The 21,799-nt window shown below is 43.2% G+C and carries 5 protein-coding genes; all 5 read right to left on the bottom strand.

The annotated features are described in order from the left end of the window. Positions 1–81 precede the first annotated feature (81 nt). The 5 genes from proC to ACWATR_RS03240 all read right to left on the bottom strand — a co-directional run bounded on the left by proC (position 82) and on the right by ACWATR_RS03240 (position 21,773). Positions 82–903, bottom strand: coding sequence for a pyrroline-5-carboxylate reductase (proC, locus tag ACWATR_RS03260; protein ID WP_460329485.1), 822 nt, complete (start codon positions 901–903; stop codon positions 82–84). 30 nt (positions 904–933) lie between these two features. Continuing rightward, positions 934–2,040 (bottom strand): zinc-binding dehydrogenase, encoded by a 1,107-nt coding sequence (locus ACWATR_RS03255; protein WP_460329483.1) that lies wholly within the window; start codon positions 2,038–2,040, stop codon positions 934–936. A 47-nt stretch (positions 2,041–2,087) separates the two neighbouring features. Continuing rightward, positions 2,088–2,885: a 2OG-Fe(II)-dependent halogenase WelO5 family protein gene (locus ACWATR_RS03250; RefSeq protein WP_460329481.1), complete on the bottom strand. Its 798-nt coding sequence runs from the start codon at positions 2,883–2,885 to the stop codon at positions 2,088–2,090. 205 nt (positions 2,886–3,090) lie between these two features. Further along, positions 3,091–10,512 carry an amino acid adenylation domain-containing protein gene (locus ACWATR_RS03245; RefSeq protein WP_460329479.1) on the bottom strand — a complete coding sequence of 2,474 codons (7,422 nt, stop codon included), beginning with the start codon at positions 10,510–10,512 and terminating at the stop codon, positions 3,091–3,093. Beyond that, positions 10,509–21,773 carry an amino acid adenylation domain-containing protein gene (locus ACWATR_RS03240; RefSeq protein ID WP_460329477.1) on the bottom strand — a complete coding sequence of 3,755 codons (11,265 nt, stop codon included), beginning with the start codon at positions 21,771–21,773 and terminating at the stop codon, positions 10,509–10,511. Before ACWATR_RS03240 ends, ACWATR_RS03245 begins: the two co-directional genes overlap by 4 nt. Positions 21,774–21,799 lie beyond the last annotated feature (26 nt).

Raw genomic sequence — 21,799 nt, 5'->3', positions numbered from 1 at the left:
CTTTTATCAACTTTAATACTTTTCAGTGCTGAATAATTAGTAAGAAGTACCGAATAAGTAACTCCAATCAGCGCTAATTTTTCAACTGATATTACCTAGTTGTTGAGTGCGGCTTAAAGCAGCAAGCACTGCATTAGAAATAACAGTTCGCATACTACCTTTTTCTAACTCGTAAAGACCAGCAGCAGTCACTCCGCCAGGACTAGTTACCTTGTTTCGTAAAACTGCTGGATGTTCATCAGTCTGAAACATAAGTTCTACACTACCAGCAATCGTATGCAATGTTAATTCTTGGGCTTGTGTCCGAGTTAAACCCATTTGAACCCCAGCATCAATCATCGCTTCGATGTACAGAAACACAAATCCAGTCCCAGCGCTACTTAACGCCGTTGCCATATCAAGGTAATGTTCATTTTGGGTAGCAAATTCCTTACCTAATGCTTGTAAAATTATTTGGGTATGCGATCGCTGTATCTCTGTCACACTTGATGATGCACTCCAAACCGTAGTCCCATGACCAACTTGTACTGCAATATTGGGCATTGTACGGACAACAGCAGAATGATTCAACCCTTGGCACAGAGATGAAATACTCGCTCCACTCACAATACTAATTACTAAAGCATTAGGTGGAATTTTATCCTTAAGCATACCCAGAACCTCTGCCAAAACCTGCGGCTTCACCGCCAATATCACAATAGATGCGCCAAGAACCGCTTCTATATTGGAGGTTGTAGTACGTACTCCATATTCCCTTTCTAAATGAAGGCATCGCGCAGAAACTGGATCGCTGACTATAATTAGATCGGCTTTTGGAACAATTTTCGTTGATAACAATCTAGTAATTATCATTTCGCCCATCGTGCCACCACCGATAAAGGCAATTTGTAAATCTTCGAGCATATCTTATTCCTATTATTTGATATATTGGCATCAAGATAGATTAGGTTGAATCACAGCTTTTAATACAGAGCCTTGCTCTACATCTGCCAGTGCTTGATTAATTTCTTTTAGTGTATATGAACGACTAATTATGCTTGACCAAGCAATATTTTTACTTGGATCGCTATGACGTTTTAGTAATTCAATCATTCTATAAAAATGGCTGAAATCAATTCCCCAAGTCCCGCGAATATCAATATGTTTTAGATTAATTTCTAGGTGTGGATTGATGAGAATCTCACCCGTATTTGTGTAATGCCCGACAATAACATAGCGACCTCCATTTCGGGTCATATTTAAGCCCTCTTTGACAGCAATAGGAATGCCTGTGGCTTCAATAGTGACATCAGCACCGTGTCCGTTGGTTAATTCCAAAACCCGCTCAATATGTTGTCGTGGATCATCAGCCTTAATTGCAAGGGTTTCATCTACACCGAAGGATTTTGCAACTACTAATCGGCTCTCAAATTTATCTATGACAATTACTTTGCCTGCACCTGATAGCAAAGCTAGAATTGCCGCACTCAAACCCACAGGCCCGCAACCCTGAACCACGACAACATCACCAATTTGAATCTGCGCTCGATCAATAGCGTGTAGTGCAGTTGGTAAGGCACATCCTCCAGCAATGAATTGCTTTGGTGAGACTTCTTCGGGTAAAGTGAGAACTTTAACTCCTGGTTTGAGGTAAATCAGTTCAGACCAACCACCGAGCAATCCATCATTTGCTGAGTAGGTGACACCATAAACTTTACGTTTTGGACAGCGAGTGGATGCTTTGGCTACTAGACAATACCAGCAGTTGTAACAGGTTTCATGGACATCTAAAAAAGTAGCGATCGCTCCAGGCTGAATTAATTTACCATTGACATCACTAACTGCTCCACCTGTTTCCACCACACGACCAACTGAGAAGTGTCCAGGGATGATGGGATACGGTACTCCCTCTAAACGCCCATGTAGTAAATGTACATCAGTTCCACAAACCTCAGAATATAAGGTTTCAAGAATGATTCCACCCTTTTCCAGAATCGGCTCTGGTAATTGTTGCACTTCAACTGGTTGATTAGGTGCAGTCATTACAGCTGCTAAGGGCATGAATTACTCCTCACTATATTTACCAAATTGCTTCCTGCTGCTCACATTCAAGACCACAAAATAATTTCACCGTTAGGTAGTAATCCGATCGCAGAGGTGAAAGTCACACGTTGTCCATCCATCGGTTCAACAGTGTGATAGTTGCGTGTATTGAAAATGAACACATCTCCTACATAAGGTTGGAAGGCGATCGCGTCTGCATCTGCAATTACTGTATCACCATAGCCGTAGGAATCGAGTTTGTATTGGTCATCTCCTGGTTGCCACTGGCGATCGTAAATACGTGTTTGACCATGATTGTTTGGAGAAAATTTCAAGTACAAATTCCAAGAAAGTTGATAAATAACTGTACCAATTTCCCATTTTGATTGTTCTAACGGAGCATAATCAATATGAAGTTGAGTACCCCGTTCTATTTTTCTGATCAGTCCTGCATAATAACTACCATAGAGTGGTTCCGAAGCAATTCGTACAGTCGCACCTGTACACTCTCGAATTTTCACCATTAAGCGTTCTAATGGATTAAAAGAGGCTGCCATAATGCAGTCTCTTAATTTAGTTGTGCGTTCTACTGCTTGAAAATAAGCTGCTTTACTAATGCGATTATATTCAAACACTGTGATACCAATTCGCTCAATCTTAGGATTCACATTTTGATAGCAATCAAAGTTGAATAATTCAGCTTGATTGACTAACATCTCACACTCTTGGGGTGTAGCAAATTCTTTTAGCCGAATTAAAGGAATTCGGTTTTCCAACAGCATTCTTAAAGACTCTGTAGTTAAGGGATACTCTTGTTTTTTGTCCCAAACCTTGGATTTAATCTGGTTAGAAGTAGCAGTCATAATACAGTTCCTTACATTTAAATTTCAACTCAAATGAACTCACTTAATATCTACAGGATGCGGGTTAGATAAGAACTTTAGAGGGCGAATATGATTATCAAATTCAGAGGATGTCTGAGAAGTATCAAATATTTGTTGATCCCCCCTAACCCCCCTTAAAAAAGGGGGGAATAAGATTCTTAAAGTCCCCCTTTTTAAGGGGGATTTAGGGGGATCTCGAAGGGTTAGGTGTATACAAAAAAAACTTTTCAGACATCCTCTCAGGTTTATATTCATCACCTCTAACTTCTTGTGCTTGCTCAATGCAAGATTTTAACTGTTCCGCTAAGACCTGAACGTGGGGTAGATTCATCATCGTCACATGATTCCCTGGGACAAAATGGACATTCACTGGTTCGGCAGAAAATTTGCTCCAGCCCCAGTGCAAATCCTGCAAAATATCAGAAAGTATTTCACTATTAGATTCATCAACCTTGACGACATTCTCCTTGGCGCGTAAGAGAGTAATTTTGGTTGGATAAATCTCTTGTGGTACATAATTAACTACAGCGTTAGCTTTCAGCAGTTGCACCATATTATTAAGCTGCGTAATTTCATCATCAGGAGGTAAGATATCAGCATTTTTTAACCTTTCTAGAACGTATTTCAACTGATCTTCCCAAACCATAGATTGAAGAGTATCAACAGAACAATCCATCTTTTTCCCATAAACAACTTCGATTGTGTCTGCTAATTCAGCCAACCATTTAGTGTTATCCAAATCAAAAGCTGATGGATTTTTCTGATGAAATGGTGCTGTAGTATCAAGAATGGCAACTAAAGCAACCTTATGACCTTTACGAAGTAACTGCTGCGCCATTTCAAAGGCTAATTTACCGCCAAAAGAATGCCCTGCCAAAAAATAAGGCCCCTGCGGTTGAACAACTAAGAGTTCTTGAATATAACGGGCGGCTACATCCTCAACTTGGATAATTAGTTCTTCTCCTTCACCAGGAGCAATTGCTTGGAAACTGTAAAATGGTTGGTCTGAACCCAGACAACGGGCTAAATCATACAAGTAGAAGGGATAGCCCGCAGCCCCTGGAAGACAAAACAAAGGTGGCTTAGAACCGTGCGGCTGAAGTATTACCAAGGGAGATCCACTCTTAGAATCTGAATCGAATGGTACAATAGTTGCCAATTGTTCAATAGTTGGATTTTGGTAAAGGCTGGCGATCGCAATATCTTTACCAAACTGCTTTTTAATTTGAGCCATTAAGTAAGGAGTTAAAAGAGAGTGACCACCGAGGTCAAAAAAGTTATCTTTTACTCCCACTTTGTCAACTTTCAAAATTCTTGACCAGATTTGCGTTAGTTCCAGTTCTACTTGGTTGCGTGGAGCAACATATTTGTCTGAATTACTGCTGTGTAAATCCGGTGTCGGCAATGCACGGCGGTCTACTTTGCCGCTAGGAGTTAGTGGCATTGATTCCAACATTACAAAAGCGCTTGGCACGATGTAGTCTGGTAGCTTTGCTTTCAGGAATTGCCGCAGTTCGCTGATTGTGGGTGTAGAATTCTGATGTGCTACCACGTAAGCAACTAGCCTTTTATCACCCGGAGTGTCTTCGCGGGCAATGATACAACATCCCTCCACATCTCCATGCTGGCTCAGTACTGCTTCAACTTCTCCCAATTCAATGCGGAAACCTCGCACCTTAACTTGATTGTCAATGCGCCCCAGGTATTCGATGTTGCCATCCGGTAAATAGCGGGCTAAATCCCCTGTTTTGTAGAGGCGATCAGAATTAAAGGTTTCCCCTCTGCTCCCCTGCTCCCCTGCTCCTCTGCTTCTTTTGAAGGGATTGAGGATAAATCTCTGTTGTGTTAACTCTGGCCGGTTGAGATAGCCTCGCGCCAAAGAGACACCACCAATGTGCAATTCTCCTGCTACACCCACAGGTACAGGCTGTAAATACTTATCCAAAATGTAAATTTGCGTGTTAGCAATGGGACGACCAATCGGAGGCAGTAGCGGCCAAGTCTCTACTGGATCAGCCAAAGTAAAAGTGATGATTACATGGCTTTCCGATGGCCCGTAATGATTGTGCAAAGTACAATCATTTAATTTGCTTAACCATTGAGAAATCGCGGGAGTAATCTGCAACTGTTCCCCAGCAGTAATGATTTCCCGCAGATGACTATTAACTAATTCACTGCCAACAGCGATTTCAGCTAGTTGCTGTAAAGCAACAAAGGGAACAAACAGTCTCTCAACAGCTTTTTCTTGGAGAAAACCTAACAAAGCTGAGGTATCTCGGCGCAATTCCTCCGTAATTAAGAACAATGTGCCTCCCGAAAACCAGGTAGTGAATATTTCTTGGAAGGAGACATCAAAGCTAATAGGAGCAAATTGCAGCGTTTTTGCTCCAGTGGAAATTGTATTATTTTGCAGTTGCCACAGAATTAGATTGCAAAGAGCAAGCTGATTCAAGGCTACACCTTTAGGCTTACCTGTAGAACCAGAGGTATAAATTACATAAGCCAAATTAGTTGCTTGCACACCAGAGATGAGATTATCCTGACTCGACTGAGAAATCATCTGCCAGTCAGTATCCAAAAAGACGAGGTGAGCTTGATGCTGAGGTAATCTGTCGAAGAGTGAATGTTGGGTTAGCAACACTGAAACTTGGGCATCTTCTAACATGAAAGCCAAACGCTCTTGAGGGTAGTTTGGATCGAGTGGCACATAAGCTCCACCAGCCTTAAGAATGCCAAGTAATCCTACTACCATCTCTAGCGATCGCTCCACACAAATGCCTACCAGCACATCTGCGGATACTCCTAAAGACTTCAGGTAGTGAGCCAACTGGTTAGCACGGCAGTTTAACTGCTGGTAAGTGAGTTGTTGATTTACTCTCCGAGAAGCCTCGCTGCGCTCGTCTACAAACTCCACCGCCACTGCATTGGGTGTACGCTCTACTTGTTCCTCAAACAACTGATGGATAGATTTATCACGGGGATAATCCGTCAGAGTATTGTTCCATTCAACTAATAACTGCTGTTGCTCTGTCTGTGACAGCAGAGGCAATTGCGAAATCCGCTCCTCTGGGTTAGCGACAATTCCAGAGAGCAATGTCACAAAATGTCCAGTCATCCGTTCAATTGTGCTGGCATCAAATAAGTCAGTGTTATATTCCCATACACCCACCAGTCCATTACCAGTGTTTTGTATTGATAAAAACAAATCAAACTTGGCAGTTGTGCTTTCTACTGGCAAAGAACTGATAGTTAAATCAGTAAGCTCTATCTCAGACATAGGCACATTCTGGAGGGCAAACATGACTTGGAAAAGTGGTGTATGACTGAGATCGCGTTCTGGCTGCAATACTTCTACTAGCATTTCAAAAGGTAAGTCCTGATGAGCATAAGCATCTATTGCCATCAATCGAACGCGACCAAGTAATTCGTTAAAGCTGCGATCGCCTGATAAGTCAGTACGTAATACTAAAGTATTGACAAAAAAGCCAATTAACCCTTCAATTTCATTACGATTACGGTTTGCAATTGGCGAACCCACCAAAATATCTTCCGTACCTGTGTAGCGGTAAAGTAGCGTATCAAACGCTGCCAACAACGTCATAAAGAGAGTACAACCTTGCTCCTGGCTCAGTTTTGTCAGCTTATTGCTTAACTCAACTGAGAGTGCAAACTCTTGATGTCCACCAGCGAAAGTCTGCACAGATCCTCTGGGTCGATCTGTTGGTAGGGACAACAAGGCTGGTGCAGCTTTTAGTTGTTGTTGCCAGTAACTTAGTTGAGTTTGCAGTACCGAGCCTTGCAACCAATTTCTTTGCCAGATAGCAAAATCTGCGTACTGAATCGACAGTGGTGTTAAAGGTGATGGCTCACCTTGAGAGTAAGCGTTGTACAGTGCTGCTAGTTCTTGGATAAACACACCCATTGACCAAGCATCAGAGACAATATGGTGCATACATACACTCAAAATGTGTTCTGTCTCGGACAGCACAATTAATGTTGCCCTAACTAATGCTTGATTTGCTAAGTCAAACGGTTGATTAGCTTGTTTTTGCGCTAATTGCTGTGTAGCAATTTCTTGTTCAGTTGTTGATAAATGCTTCAAGTCAACGACTGAAACTGTCCAATTCGTTTGTGTTTGAATAAGTTGAGAAGGTTTTCCATCAACTATCACAAAGTTAGTGCGTAAGGCTTCGTGGCGATTAATGATTTCATACAAGCTTTGTTCTAAGGCAACTTGATTAAGTGTTCCGACTAGACGCAAAGCCATAGGAATGTTGTATATGGCACTGTTCGGCTCGAACTGGTCTAAAAACCATAAACGCTGTTGGGCATAAGACAGTGGTAATTCTGCATTCTCTGCCCTTGGTAAGATGGGTGGGGAAACCAGTTCTAAGTCTTGTTGCTGCAATTGCTCAATCGAACGCGCCAATTCCGCAACTGTTGTTTTGGCAAAGAACTCACGCAATGGTAGTTCCACTTTGAAAATGTTGCGGATACGTGAAACTAGTTGCGTTGCTAGCAGTGAGTGTCCCCCAAGTTCAAAGAAGTTATCATATATACCCACTTGGTCTACTTTCAGGGCTTGTGTCCAAATTTGCGTCAGGATTTCTTCAATCGGAGTGCGCGGGGCGACAAAACTTATTTCCAGTCCCTCACGAGAGTCTGGCGCTCTCAATGCGCGACGGTCTACTTTGCCGTTGGGAGTCAGAGGTAAAGACTCTAGCATCACAAAAGCATGAGGTATCATGTATTGTGGCAGTTGACTAGAAACAAACGATCGCAACTGGCTGATTGTAGGTGGATGCTGTTTATGTCCTACCACGTAGGCGACTAAGCGCTTATCACCAGGATTATCTTCGCGGGCAATAACACAAGCTGCCTGCACATCGTCGTATTGGTTCAGTAATTCTTCAATTTCTCCCAACTCGATACGGAAGCCCCGAATTTTTACCTGATTGTCGATGCGTCCCAGGTATTCAATGTTGCCATCTGGTAAATAGCGTGCTAAATCTCCGGTTTTATAAAGTCGGGGATTAGGGATTGGGGATTGGGGACTGGGGACTGGGAATTGGGAATTGGGAAGAATTTCTGCTCCTCTGCTCCTCTGCTCCCCTGCTTCCCTGCTTCGACCGAAGGGATTGGGAATAAATTTTTCTTTTGTCAACTCTGGACGGTTAAGGTAGCCTCTGGCTAATCCCGCACCACCAATATGCAATTCACCTGGTACACCAATCGGTACTGGTTGCAGATATTCATCTAAAATATAAACCTGGACGTTGGCGATCGCCTTACCAATAGATATTTTATCGTCATCTTCAGTGCATTTTGCGATCGCAGCACAGACACTAGCTTCTGTTGGCCCGTAGGCATTGAAGAAGTTTCTGCCAGCAGACCATTGTCTGATTAATTCAGATGAACTTGCTTCTCCCGCTACAATTATTGTTTGCAGTGCCGGAAGTTCCGACCCAGGCATAACTGCCAAGGCCGATGGTGGTAGGGTGATATGGGTAATGCTGCGATCGCTTAATTGCTCAATTAATGGCTTCCCTGGTAGTAGGGAGTCTTTTGTTCCCAGATACAGCGTTGCACCTGACCCCAGAGCCATCAAAATTTCTGAGATGGAAGCATCAAAACTGAAGGATGCAAACTGAAGAACGCGACTATCCGAAGTCAAGCCAAAATTTTGAATCTGAGCTTGAGCTAAGTTGCATAATCCCTTATGCTCAACCATCACACCTTTAGGTTTACCTGTTGAACCAGAAGTGTAAATCAGATTAGCTAGATGAAAAGCTTTGACTTCACTGGTTGGGTTATCTTGATTATTTTGGGCAATTTGTTCCCAAGCTTCATCTAAACAGATAAGTTTTGCTTGATGCTCAGGAAGTCTGTCAATAAGTCGCTGTTGAGTCAACAGTATAGAAACTTGAGCATCTTCTAACATGAAAGCCAAACGCTCAGTAGGATACTCTGGGTCAAGTGGTACATAAGCTCCACCTGCCTTGAGAATCCCCAACAGTCCCACTACCATATCTATTGAGCGTTCCACACAAATACCCACCAGCGTATCTGGTTTTATATCCAAAGACTGTAAGTAATGAGCTAAATGATTAGCCCGACAATTCAATTGCTGGTAAGTCAGTTGTTGATTTTCAAATACTACAGCTATAGCATCAGGTGTAAGCTCTACCTGCTCCTCAAACAACTGATGAATACACTTATCAACAGGATAGTCTGCTTGAGTATTGTTCCATTCAACTAATAACTGCTGTTGCTCTTTCTCTGACAGCAAAGGCAATTGCGAAATCCGTTCTTCTGGGTTAGCAACAATACCTGAGAGCAATGTCACAAAATGCCCACTCATCCGCTCGATTGTGCTGGCATCAAATAAGTCAGTGTTATATTCCCATATTCCCACTAGTCCAGCACTTGAATTGTGCATTGATAAAGTTAAATCAAACTTAGCAACTGTGCTTTGGGCTGGCAATGAACTGATAGTTAAACCAGCAAGCTCTACTCCAGACATGGGCGCATTCTGGAGGACAAACATCACCTGGAATAGTGGTGGATGGCTGAGATCCCGTTCTGGTTGTAATGCCTCAACTAGCATTTCAAATGGCAACTCTTGATGAGAGTATGCTCCTAGAGCTATTTGCCGAACGCGAGAGAGTAATTCGCTAAAACTGGGGTTGCCCGATAAGTCAGTACGCAACACTAAAGTATTGACAAAAAAGCCAATTAACCCTTCAATTTCACTGTGTTCGCGGTTTGCGATCGCAGACCCTACTAAAATGTCTAATTGTCCTGTGTAGCGGTAAAGTAGGGTATCAAAGGCTGCCAAAAGTGTCATAAACAAAGTTACCCCTTGTTTCTGGCTCAGTTGTGTCAGTTGATTACTTAACTCAACTGAGAGGGCAAACTCTTGAATTGCGCCAGCGAAAGTCTGCACAGCAGGTCTTGGTCGGTCTGTAGGTAGGGACAACAAGGCTGGTGCATCTTTTAGTTGTTGTTGCCAGTACGAGATTTGATTTTGCAGTACCTCTCCTTGCAACCACTCTCTTTGCCAGATGCCAAAATCTGCGTACTGAATCGGCAGTGGTGTTAAAGGTGACGGTTCACCTTGAGAATAAGCGTTGTACAGTGCTGCTAGTTCTTGGACAAATACACCCAATGACCAGGCATCAGAGACAATATGGTGCATACACAGTAACAATATGTGTTCTGTCTTAGACAGCACAATTAATGTCGCTCTGATTAGTGCTCCCTCTGCCAAGTCAAAAGGCTGAATCGCTTGTTGTTGCGCTAATTGCTGTGTAGCGATTTCTTGTTCGCTTAGTGGCAGATGTTCGCACTCAACAACTGAAACTGTCCAATTAATTTGTGTTTGAATAATTTGAGAAGGTTTTCCATCAACCGTAATGAAATTAGTACGTAACGCTTCATGGCGATCGATAATTTCTTGAAAACTTTGTTCTAAGGCAGCCCGATTGAGATTTCCCACTAGATGCAAAGCTAAGGGGATATTGTATATAGAACTGTTCGGCTCTAACTGGTCTAAAAACCACAAACGCTGTTGAGCATAAGATAGGGGTAATTCTTCATTCATCATCTTTTGCTCCTTGGTAGAATGCGTGGAACAGTTAGGTCTGAGTTTTGTTGCTGTAACTTCTCGATTGATGGAGCTAATTCAGCAATGGTCAGGGTATTGAACAATTCGTGTAAAGGGAGTTGGACTTTAAAGCGATCGCGGATGCGTGAAAGTACTTGTGTTGCTAGTAGCGAGTGTCCCCCAAGTTCAAAGAAGTTATCATGTACGCCTACTTGCTCTACTTTCAGCACTTGTGACCAAATTTGTACCAGTATTTCTTCAATCGGAGTGCGCGGGGCTACATATTTTTCTGTGCGTTCACTGTGTAAATCTGGTGCAGGTAAAGCGCGACGGTCTACTTTGCCGTTGGGAGTAAGTGGCATCTCCTCCAACATCACAAAAGCACTTGGAACCATGTAGTCTGGTAGCTTTGCTTTCAGGAATTGCCGCAGTTCATTGATTGTGGGTGTATGCTGATGCGGCACGACGTAGGCAACTAAGCGTTTATCACCTGGATTGTCTTCGTGGGCGGTGACTACAGATGCCTGCACATAATCATGTTGGTTGAGTAATGCCTCAATTTCTCCCAACTCGATGCGGAAACCACGGATTTTTACTTGGTTATCAATTCGTCCGATGTATTCAATTGTGCCATCTGGTAAATAACGCGCTAAATCTCCAGTTTTATATAATTTTGAATTGTCAAAGGGGTTGGAAATGAATTTTTCTTTTGTCAACTCTGGACGGTTGAGATAGCCTCTTGCTAATCCTGCACCAGCAATATGCAATTCTCCTGCTACACCTACAGGAACAGGTTGCAGATGCTCGTCTAAAATGTAAATTTGTGTGTTGGCTATAGGCTGCCCAATCGGTACTGTCCTAAGATTTCCATCTGGAAAGCATTGCCAATAGGTGACATCAATTGCCGCTTCTGTTGGGCCATACAGATTGTGCAATTCACACTCTAACCGAGCAAAAAAGCGTTCCTGAAGTTCTACAGGTAAAGCTTCACCACTACATATAACTCGTTTCAAGCTAAGGCAATTTTCAAGATTTTGTTCTTCTAAGAAAACCTGGAGCATAGAAGGAACAAAATGCAATATTGTAATCTGCTGCTCTAAAATCAGGTTGACCAAGTAAGCACTATCTTTATGTCCTCCTGGTTTAGCCACAACTAAACGCGCTCCTGTGATTAATGGCCAGAAAAACTCCCAAACTGAAACGTCGAAGCTAAAAGGAGTTTTCTGTAAAATGCAATCTACTGCTGTTAATTGATAAGCTTGTTGCATCCACAGCAGGCGATTGCAAATTCCCAAGTGGGTGTTCATTGCTCCTTTGGGCTTGCCAGTGGAACCAGATGTGTAAATTACATAAGCCAAGTTACTAGCTTGCACGGTAGTAATTGGATTTTCCTGACTTGACTGAGAAATAAATTGCCAGTCAGTATCTAAATATACAACCTGCCCTTGATGCTGAGGTAACTTTTCCTTGAGTTGCTGTTGTGTCAGCAGCACTCTCACTTGAGCATCTTCCAGCATGAAGCTCAAGCGTTCTTGTGGATAGTCTGGATCAAGTGGTACATAAGCTCCACCTGCCTTGAGAATCCCTAATAGTCCCACAACCATTTCTATTGAGCGTTCCACACAAATACCCACTAGCACATCTGCTCCCACTCCCAAAGACTGCAAGTAGTGTGCCAACTGGTTAGCGCGATTATTCAACTGCTGGTAAGTGAGTTGTTGATTTTCAAACTCCACTGCTACAGCATCAGGTGTACTCAAACACTGCTCCTCAAATAACTGATGGAGACATTTATCTAGTGGATAATCTACTTGAGTATCGTTCCATTCCACTAATAATTGATGCTGTTCGACTTCTGTCAGCAGGGGCAATTGTGAGATTTGCTGTTCTGGGTTAGCAACAATTCCCTCAAGCAATATTTGGAAATGTCCTAACAAGCGAGTAATTGTTGCATCATCAAAGCGGCTGATATCATAGCTAATCTTTACCAACAATTGCTTACCAGCAGCAGCAATTACAGTCAGAGGATAATTAGTTTGTTCAATAGCGTGAATCTTGTCTATAGAGAAACTGTAATTATGCGATGCCTTCGGCGGCTGGCTACGCACTGCCTCATCAACTGGATAATTCTCAAAGACAACAATGCTCTCGAACAAAGGCGTTCCTCTGTTGATTTCACTCTTACCTTGAATCTCCACCAATGAGCTATATGAATATTGCTCAGATTCAACTTGTTGCGCCTGTAAATCCTTCAACAAAGCCAACACTTGGGTATCGTCTGAAACTTGAACTCGCACTGGCAAGGTGTTAATAAATAGCCCCACCATCGACTCGATACCAACAAGAGATGGCGGACGACCAGATACAGTTACACCAAAAACTACATCAGTTTCTTGGCTGTAGCGACACAGCAGTAATGCCCAAGTTGCTTGCACCAGATTATTGATCGTCAGTTGATGCTTCCGTGCAAAAGTCTGGACTGCGGCTGTCGCTTGCACCGTCAGTTGAATTTGTTGTTCGCTATAGCTAGAATCTAACTTTTTACGGTTTGATAATTGTTTTTTATCAACACTTAAAGGAGTGGGTGCAGTAAAACCTTGGAGTTTTTCTCTCCAAAATTGTTCAGCTTGGGCTAAGTCTTGTTTCTGTAGCCAAGCAATGTAGTCGCGGTAGCTTTGAGTTGGTTGAACAGCTAATTTTTCACTCTGAGAAATTGCTTGATAAAAGTACAATAAGTCTTTAAAAACCAGAGGCATTGACCAACCATCAAGCAATAAGTGATGAGAACTCCAAATAAATTGATAAGTATCTGCACTCAATTGGATGAGGCTCAGGTGTATCAGTGGTGGTTGAGACAGTTGGAAACCTTGTTTTCGTTGTGAGTGCAACAAAAGCTCTAATTGCTGTTGTTGATCTTGTGTAGATAGCTGTTGCCAATCATGGCTGTTGAGGTTAACATCCACCTGCCGATACACTACTTGAAGTGGCTGGGCTAATTGCTCCCAAACAAAAGCAGTCCGCAAGATTGAATGCTGTGCTACCACTTGCTGCCAAGCTTGCTCAAATGCTGTCACATTCAACTTTCCACTCAAAGTTAAACTTAACTGCTGAAAATATACTCCTGAGTCTGGAGCGTACAAACTCTCAAACAGCATACCCTCTTGGGTTGGCGAGAGCGGGTAAATATCTTCAATATTTCTGGAGTTAGTTTTGCCTGATTGATTTTTGAATACTAAACTTGCCAACAGTTGGTCTATTTCTGGCTGATTGAGCTTGACTAGCGAGAAATCTGAAGGTGTATAACCTCCACTCTCAGGCGATGAACAATGAGTAATTAGTCCAAGCAATGTCTTGACAAATTCTTGTGCCAGACTTTCGATTGTGGCGTGCTGGTGGATATTTGGGCTGTAAGCCCAATTTATTTGCAACCGTTCTTCAGTAATAACGCTGTTGATATCTAGTAGATAAGGGCGGTTGTTCTGCAAACCGTGGCTGCGTCCCGCAGACTCAAAAGCTTGCTGCATCCAAGAAGATGTATTGAGCAGTTGGTCAAATTGACCCAAATAATTAAAACTGATTTCTGCTTGCGGTAATGCCTGTAGTTGGGTAGCAACTTCCGCATCCTGACTCAGATAACGCAATAAGCCATAGCCAATTCCTTTATTAGGAATAGCTCGCAGTTGTTCTTTGACAGATTTTAAGGCATCGGCTGGATTTGTTGTTGCTCCCAGTTCCAAAAGTACAGGGAAGATGGTTGTAAACCAACCGATAGTACGCGACAAATCTACACCATCAATAATATCTTCCCGCCCATGACCTTCTAAGTTGAACAGCACAGAGCTTGAGTTAGTCCATCTGCTCAAAACCAGCGCCAAAGCAGTTAGTAGGACATCGTTAATCTGAGTGTTGTAAGCTTTTGGCACATCTTGTAGCAAAGCACGAGTTTGTGCTTCATTTAACGAAACTGTTACTGTACTAACTGCTTCAACAGTGTTTGCCCCTTTTGTATAGTCTACTGGGATAGGAGGAACTGCGGCGCGAGATTCATTCAACCAATAAGCCACCTCAGATTTGAGAGTTTCTGACTGTGCATGTTCGGTTAATTTGTTAGACCAATCTTTGAAAGAAGTTGTTTTAGCAGGCAGTGCGATTACTTTACCTTGAGCAAGTTGCTGATATGCTGTCTGCAAATCCTCTAACAAAATTCGCCAAGAAACGCCGTCAACGACCAAGTGATGGATAACGATAAGTAATCGCGCCCTTTTGTCAATACCCAGATAAAAAAAGGCAACTTGCACTAGATTCTCTGACAGATTCAAACTCGCCTGTAAGCAAGTTGCGCTAGCTTCAATGGCTGCTTGTTGCTCACTCTGTGGGAGTGCCGATAAGTCTATATCAGAGAAAGCAACGCTATCAGTCACAGCAGAGTGAATTTGCTGCCAAGTAGAGTCAGATTGTGTAAAACGTAGGCGCAGAGCATCATGATGTACTAGCAATTGCTGTAACACTTGCTTTAATAGCTCTGGCTTGAGGTCAGCTGGTACTGAAAGCAGAAATGATTGATTAAAGTGATGCGGCTGTTGTAAATTTTGCTCAAAAAACCAGTGTTGAATCGGCGTTAGAGGTAATGTCCCTGTTACCAAACCTTGTTCTATTTGGATAACACTCGCTATGTTTGCTACTACGGCTAATTGTGCAATTGTTTGATGTGCAAATAATTGCTTGAGAGTCAGTTGCAATTCTGCTAGTTTTGCTCTGTTGATGATTTGAAGACTGAGAATAGAATCTCCACCGAGTTCAAAGAAGTTATCGTGAACTCCTACTTGCTCTACTTTGAGAACTTCTGCCCAAATCTGCGCTAATATTTCTTCGATTTGATTGCGTGGGGCTACAAAATTGACTTCTAGTTCTCCACGAGAGTCTGGTGCTTTTAATGCGCGGCGGTCTACCTTGCCGTTGGGAGTAAGAGGCAAGGACTCCAGCATTACAAAAGTATGTGGCACCATGTAGGTAGTCAGTTGGTTAGACAGGAAGGAGCGCAACTGGCTAACTGTAGGTGTCTGTCCTAGATGCGGTACTACGTAGGCGACTAGGCGTTTATCACCTGGGGTATCTTCGCGGGCGATAACACAAGATGCTTGCACATCCTCATGTTGGCTCAGGACTGCTTCTATTTCTCCCAACTCAATGCGGAAACCACGTATTTTTACTTGATTGTCAATTCGCCCCAGGTATTCAATTGTGCCATCTGGTAAATAGCGGGCTAAATCCCCTGTTTTGTAGAGGCGATCAGAATTAAAGGTTTCCCCTCTGCTCCTCTGCTCCCCTGCTCCTCTGCTTCTCTTGAAGGGGTTAGAGATAAATTTCTCTTGTGTCAATTGTGGGCGGTTAAGGTAGCCTTTTGCTAAACCTAAACCACCGATATGCAATTCTCCGGCTACACCTACAGGAACTGGTTGTAAGTGTGAATCTAAAATGTAAAACTGAGTGTTAGCTATGGGACGACCAATGGGCGCGATTGCGCGGAGCGCAGCGCCAGAGGCGATCGCACTTCTAGTTTCTAGTTGCGTTGACTCATTCCTAAGTTGGCAAATACTCGACCAAATTGTTGTTTCTGTCGGCCCATAGAGATTCCATACTTGGGCACCAGTTTCTAGTAATTGATGGGCTAATTGAGGTGGTAAGGCTTCTCCCCCACACAAGAGTTTCATTCCCAACCGTTGAGTAGATAAGCCGGAAGCTACCAGCATTTGCCAAGTCGCTGGAGTCGCTTGCATCACCGTTGTGCTTGAGTGCTGTAACTCCAGTAACAGCCTAGCGCCATCACTGGCGACTTCACGCCCAACTACTACTACCTTTGCTCCTACTATGAGTGGCAGATATAGTTCCAAAGCCGCAATGTCAAAAGATATGGTAGTAAGGGCACAGAAAGTATCAGAGTCAGTTAATCCTGGACAATGACTCATGGAAGCTAAAAAGTTGACTACACCCTTGTGGCTAACTTGCACTCCTTTTGGCTGGCCTGTGGAACCTGAAGTATAAATTACATAGGCCAAGTTTTCTGGTTTGCTGCCAGTGAGTGGATTTTCTCGACTGTGTTGCTCAATGAGTTGGCGATCGCTATCTAAACATACTACCTGTGCGGTATGCTCTGGCAAAGATTCCAATAATGATTGCTGAGTTAACAACACTGGCAGCGCCGCATCATCTAATATGAAACTCAAACGTTGTTGGGGATAGTCTGGGTCAAGTGGCACATAAGCCCCACCTGCCTTGAGGATGCCCAGTAATCCCACAACCATTTCTATGGAGCGCTCCAGACAAATACCCACTAGCACATCTGCTCCCACTCCCAAAGACTGCAAGTAATGTGCTAACTCATTTGCACGACAATTCAACTGTTGATAAGTCAGTTGTTGGTTTTCAAACACCACCGCTACAGCATCGGGTGTAAGCACTACTTGCTCCTCAAACAACTGATGGAGACATTTATCAAGGGGATAATCCGCTTGAGTATTGTTCCACTCCACTAATAATTGATGCTGTTCAATTTGTGTCAGCAGGGGCAATTGTGAGATTTGCTGTTCTGGGTTAGCAATAATTCCCTCAAGCAATGTCACAAAATGCCCACTCATCCGCTCAATTGTGCCTGCATCAAATAAGTCAGTGTTATATTCCCATACACCCACCAGTCCATCAGCAGTATTCTGCATGAATAAATTTAAATCAAACTTGGCAGTTCTGCTTTCTGGCATCAATGGAGTGACGCTTAACCCAGCCAACTCTACTCCAGACAAAGGCACATTCTGAAGTGCAAACATCACTTGGAACAGTGGTGTATGGCTGAGGTCTCTTTGTGGTTGTAATGCTTCCACCAGCATTTCAAAAGGCAAATTCTGATAAGTGTATGCCTCCATTGCCATTTCACGAACGCGACCCAGTAATTCACTAAAGCTCGGATTACCTGCCAAGTTAGTACGCATAACTAAGGTATTGACAAAAAAGCCAATCAACCCTTCTATCTCACTGCGATCGCGGTTAGCAATTGGCGAACCCACCAAAATGTCTTCTGTACCTGTGTAGCGGTAAAGCAGGGTATCAAACGCTGCCAACAACGTCATGAACAAAGTAACCCCTTGCTCCTGGCTCAGTCTTGTCAGCTTATTGCTTAACTCAACTGAGAGTGCAAACTCAAGATGTCCACCAGCGAAAGTCTGCACAGCAGGTCTTGGTCGGTCTGTGGGTAGAGACAACAAGGCTGGTGCATCTTTGAGTTGCTGTTGCCAGTAACTAAGTTGGCTTTGCAGTACACCTCCTTGCAACCATTGTCTTTGCCACAGTGCAAAATCTGCATACTGAATCGGCAGCGGTGCTAAAGGTAACGGTTGAGCTTGAGAATAAGCGTTGTACAGTGCTGCCAGTTCTTGAAGAAACACACTCATTGACCAGCCATCAGAGACAATATGGTGCATACACACTAATAAGATGTGTTCTGTCTCATTAAGCACTACTAATGTCGCCCTAACTAATGCTTGATTTGCCAGGTCAAAAGGCTGAATAGCTTGTTGTCGCGCTAATTGCTGTGTAGTAATTTCTTGTTCGGTTGTTGATAAATGCTTCAAGCTAACAACTGAAACTGTCCAATTCGTTTGTTTTTGAATAATTTGAGTTGGTTGTCCATTAACAGTGACGAAATTGGTGCGTAACGCTTCGTGGCGAGCAATAATTTCATGTAAGCTTTGTTCTAGGGCAACTTGATTCAGAGTTCCGACTAGACGCAAAGCTAAGGGGATGTTGTATAAAGCACTGTTCGGCTCGAACTGGTCTAAAAACCAAAGACGCTGTTGAGCAAATGACAGTGTTAATTGAGCATTCTCTGCCCTTTGTGTGATGAATGGTGTAGAAAGTTCTAAGTCTTGTTGCTGCAATCGCCCAATCGATTGCGCCAATTCGACAACTGTTGCTGAGGCAAACAATTCACGCAATGGTAGTTCCACTTTGAAAATGTTGCGGATACGTGAAACTAGTTGCGTTGCTAGTAGTGAGTGTCCGCCAAATTCAAAGAAGTTATCATGTATGCCTACAAGCTCTAGTTTCAGCACTTGCGCCCAAAGGAGTGCCAGCATTTCCTCAATGGGTGTGCGCGGGGCGACATATTTTTCTAGCAGTGTGGTGTCTAAGTCTGGTTTTGGTAAGGCGCGGCGGTCAACTTTGCCATTTGAAGTCAGGGGTAAGGATTCCAAGATTACAAAAGCACTTGGCACCATGTACTCTGGCAGCTTTGTTTTGAGGAATTGCCGTAGTTCGCTGATTGCGGGTTTACAATCCTGATGTGCTACCACGTAGGCGACTAAGCGTTTATCACCAGGAGTATCCTCACGGGCGATCGCACAAGATACTTGCACATCACTATGTTGGCTCAATACTGCTTCAATTTCGCTCAACTCGATGCGGAAACCACGTATTTTTACTTGGTCGTCAATGCGTTCTATGTATTCTATGCTGCCATTATTGAAATAGCGTGCTTTATCCCCGCTTTTGTAGAGGCGGGAATGTGGTTCATCATTAAAAGGATTGGGGATGAATTTTTCTTGTGTTAATTCTGGACGGTTAAGGTAGCCTCTTGCTAATCCTGCACCACCAATATGCAATTCTCCTAGTACACCTATAGGTACTGGCTGTAAATAAGAGTCCAATATATAGATTTCAACATTGGCTATAGGGCGACCGATGGGTGGTGAAATATTATTATCCCGCCCATTAGAAACTACTAGTCCTGAAGTTGAGACAACAGTATTCTCAGTTGGGCCATAATTATTCACTACCTGGAAAGGGAGTAAACCTGATGGATATCGATGAAGCTTATCCCCCCCAGTTAGCATTGTTCGCAAAGTTGTACTTTCTGGCCATTCCAGAGACAATAATTGCTCTGCCATTGGTGTTGGCAGAAAACTGATTGTGATCTTTTTCGATTCCAACCAATCTTGCAAATCTACTGGAGATAAAAGAATTTCCGGTTTGACTAAATAGATACTTGCTCCTGCGGTCAGGTAAGGCCACAACTCCCATACAGCAGCATCAAATGCTGTTCCTGCTAGCTGAGTAGCTTTGTCTAAGGTCGTGATTTTAAAAGTGCGTTGATGCCAGAACACCAGATTTAATAATGCTTTATGGGCAATCAGCACTCCCTTGGGTTGACCTGTAGAACCGGAGGTGTAAATCACATAAGCCAAGTTAGCTGCTTGTGTCTCAGCGATCAGATTATCCTGACTTAACTGAGAAATAACCTGCCAGTCAGCATCTAAACAAACACGCTGTGCAGTATGCTCAGGCAATCTGTCGAGGAGTTTCTGCTGAGTCAGCAATACTGAAACTTGAGCATCTTCTAACATCAAGCGCAAACGCTCGGTAGGATAGTCTGAAGCAAGTGGCAAATAAGCGCCACCCGCTTTCAGAATCCCTAGCAGTCCCACCACCATTTCTAAGGAACGCTCTACACAAATACCCACTAGCACATCGGCTTTTACACCTAAAGACTTGAGGTAGTGCGCCAACTGGTTAGCGCGACAGTTTAATTCGTGGTATGTAAGATGTTGATTTTCATACACCACTGCTACAGCATCGGGAGTACGTTCAACCTGCTCCTCAAATAACTGATGAATGCATTTATCTTGGGGATAATCTACTCCTGTATCATTCCACTTTAGTAATAACTGCTGTTGTTCAATTTCTGTTAGCAGAGGCAATTGTGAAATCTGCTTTTGAGGATTAGCAACAATTCCTTCGAGTAATGTTTGGAAATGCCCCCTCATCCGCTCGATTGTGCTGGCATCAAACAAGTCAGCATTGTACTGCCACACACTCACCAATCCAGTTGCAGTATTCTGCATTGATAAAGTTAAATCAAACTTGGCAGTTGTGCTTTGGGCTGGCAAGGAACTGATAGTTAAGCCAGCAAGCTCTACTTCAGATATGGGCGCATTCTGGAGGACAAACATCACCTGAAACAGTGGTGTATGGCTGAGGTCGCGTTGTGGCTGCAATGCTTTTACCAACTCCTCAAAAGGCAGGTCTGGATGAGCGTAAGATAAGAGTGTCAGTTGCCGCACTCTACTTAGCAATTGCTGAAAACTTGGGTTGCCCGACAAATCGGTACGTAATACTAAAGTGTTGACAAAAAAGCCAATTAACCCTTCAAGTTCCAAGCGATCGCGGTTAGCAATAGGCGTACCTACTACAATGTCATCGGAGCCTGTATAGCGATAAAGCAAGGTGACATAAGCTGCAAACAGCGTCATGAATAGGGTGGCTCCCTCTTGCCTAGTGAAATTAGCGATCGCTTCACTCAGTTCAACTGAAAATTCTCCATATTGAATTTCACCCCGGAATGTTTGAATCGCTGGTCTTGGTCTGTCTGTGGGTAACTCTAGTAAGGTAGGAGCGTTTTTGAGTAGTTGCTTCCAGTAATCAAGCTGCGTTTGGAGTACTTCTGATTGCAACCATTGTCGCTGCCAAATCGCAAAGTCGGCATACTGAATTGGTAGCTCAGGTAGCTGTGGTGACAAGTTATTGCAGAGGGCTGAGTAAATAGTTGCTAACTCGCGCATCAATACGCCTATTGACCAACCATCCACTACAATGTGGTGTATTGTTAATACCAAAGCGTGTTCTACCTCTGTGAGTTTAACCACAGAAGCTCGGATTAAAGGAGAACTAGTAAGGTTAAAGGGTTGATTAGCTTCAGTTGTGGCTAATTGTTGGCAAGCGATTTCTCTTTCACTTTCAGGTAATTCTGATAGGTCTACTATTGGCACATTTAAGTTTAAGCTGTCAGTAATTGCCTGGACTGGCTGCTCATTGATAGTGCGGAAGTTAGTACGTAAAGCTTCGTGGCGATCGATAATTTTGTTGAGGCTTTGCTCTAGCGCCACGACGTTTAATTTACCGTGAAGTTTTAGAGCGGCTTGTTCGTTATAGGAGGGGTTATCTGGTTCCAACTGGTTTAATAACCAGAGTCGTTCTTGGGCAAAAGACAGAGGTAAGTTCTGAGGACGCTCGGCTTTGATCGGGGGAAAATCTGTATCGGTGTCCGCATTTTTCTCGTGCAGCAAGAAGATAAGTTCTGCTTTATTTTTAGTTAATAAGTCACGAGTTTCTAGTGTCAATACCCCTTTTGGAGCATTAACACGCAACTGCTCACCTTCAACCCACAACTTTACACCCTGTTTACTAAGATCAACTACCAATTGTTCGATATTCACAGAAACATTACCTCTATTCGCCTAAT

The sequence above is a fragment of the Nostoc sp. UIC 10890 genome, from assembly GCF_054786515.1.
This window is presented reverse-complemented; position numbering and strand designations above follow the sequence as displayed.

Bases quoted from the DNA above. Each gene is read 5' to 3' on its own strand.
- ACWATR_RS03250 (WP_460329481.1), bottom strand. From the start codon at position 2,885: ATGACTGCTACTTCTAACCAGATTAAATCCAAGGTTTGGGACAAAAAA.
- ACWATR_RS03255 (WP_460329483.1), bottom strand. From the start codon at position 2,040: ATGCCCTTAGCAGCTGTAATGACTGCACCTAATCAACCAGTTGAAGTG.
- ACWATR_RS03245 (WP_460329479.1), bottom strand. From the start codon at position 10,512: ATGATGAATGAAGAATTACCCCTATCTTATGCTCAACAGCGTTTGTGG.
- proC (WP_460329485.1), bottom strand. From the start codon at position 903: ATGCTCGAAGATTTACAAATTGCCTTTATCGGTGGTGGCACGATGGGC.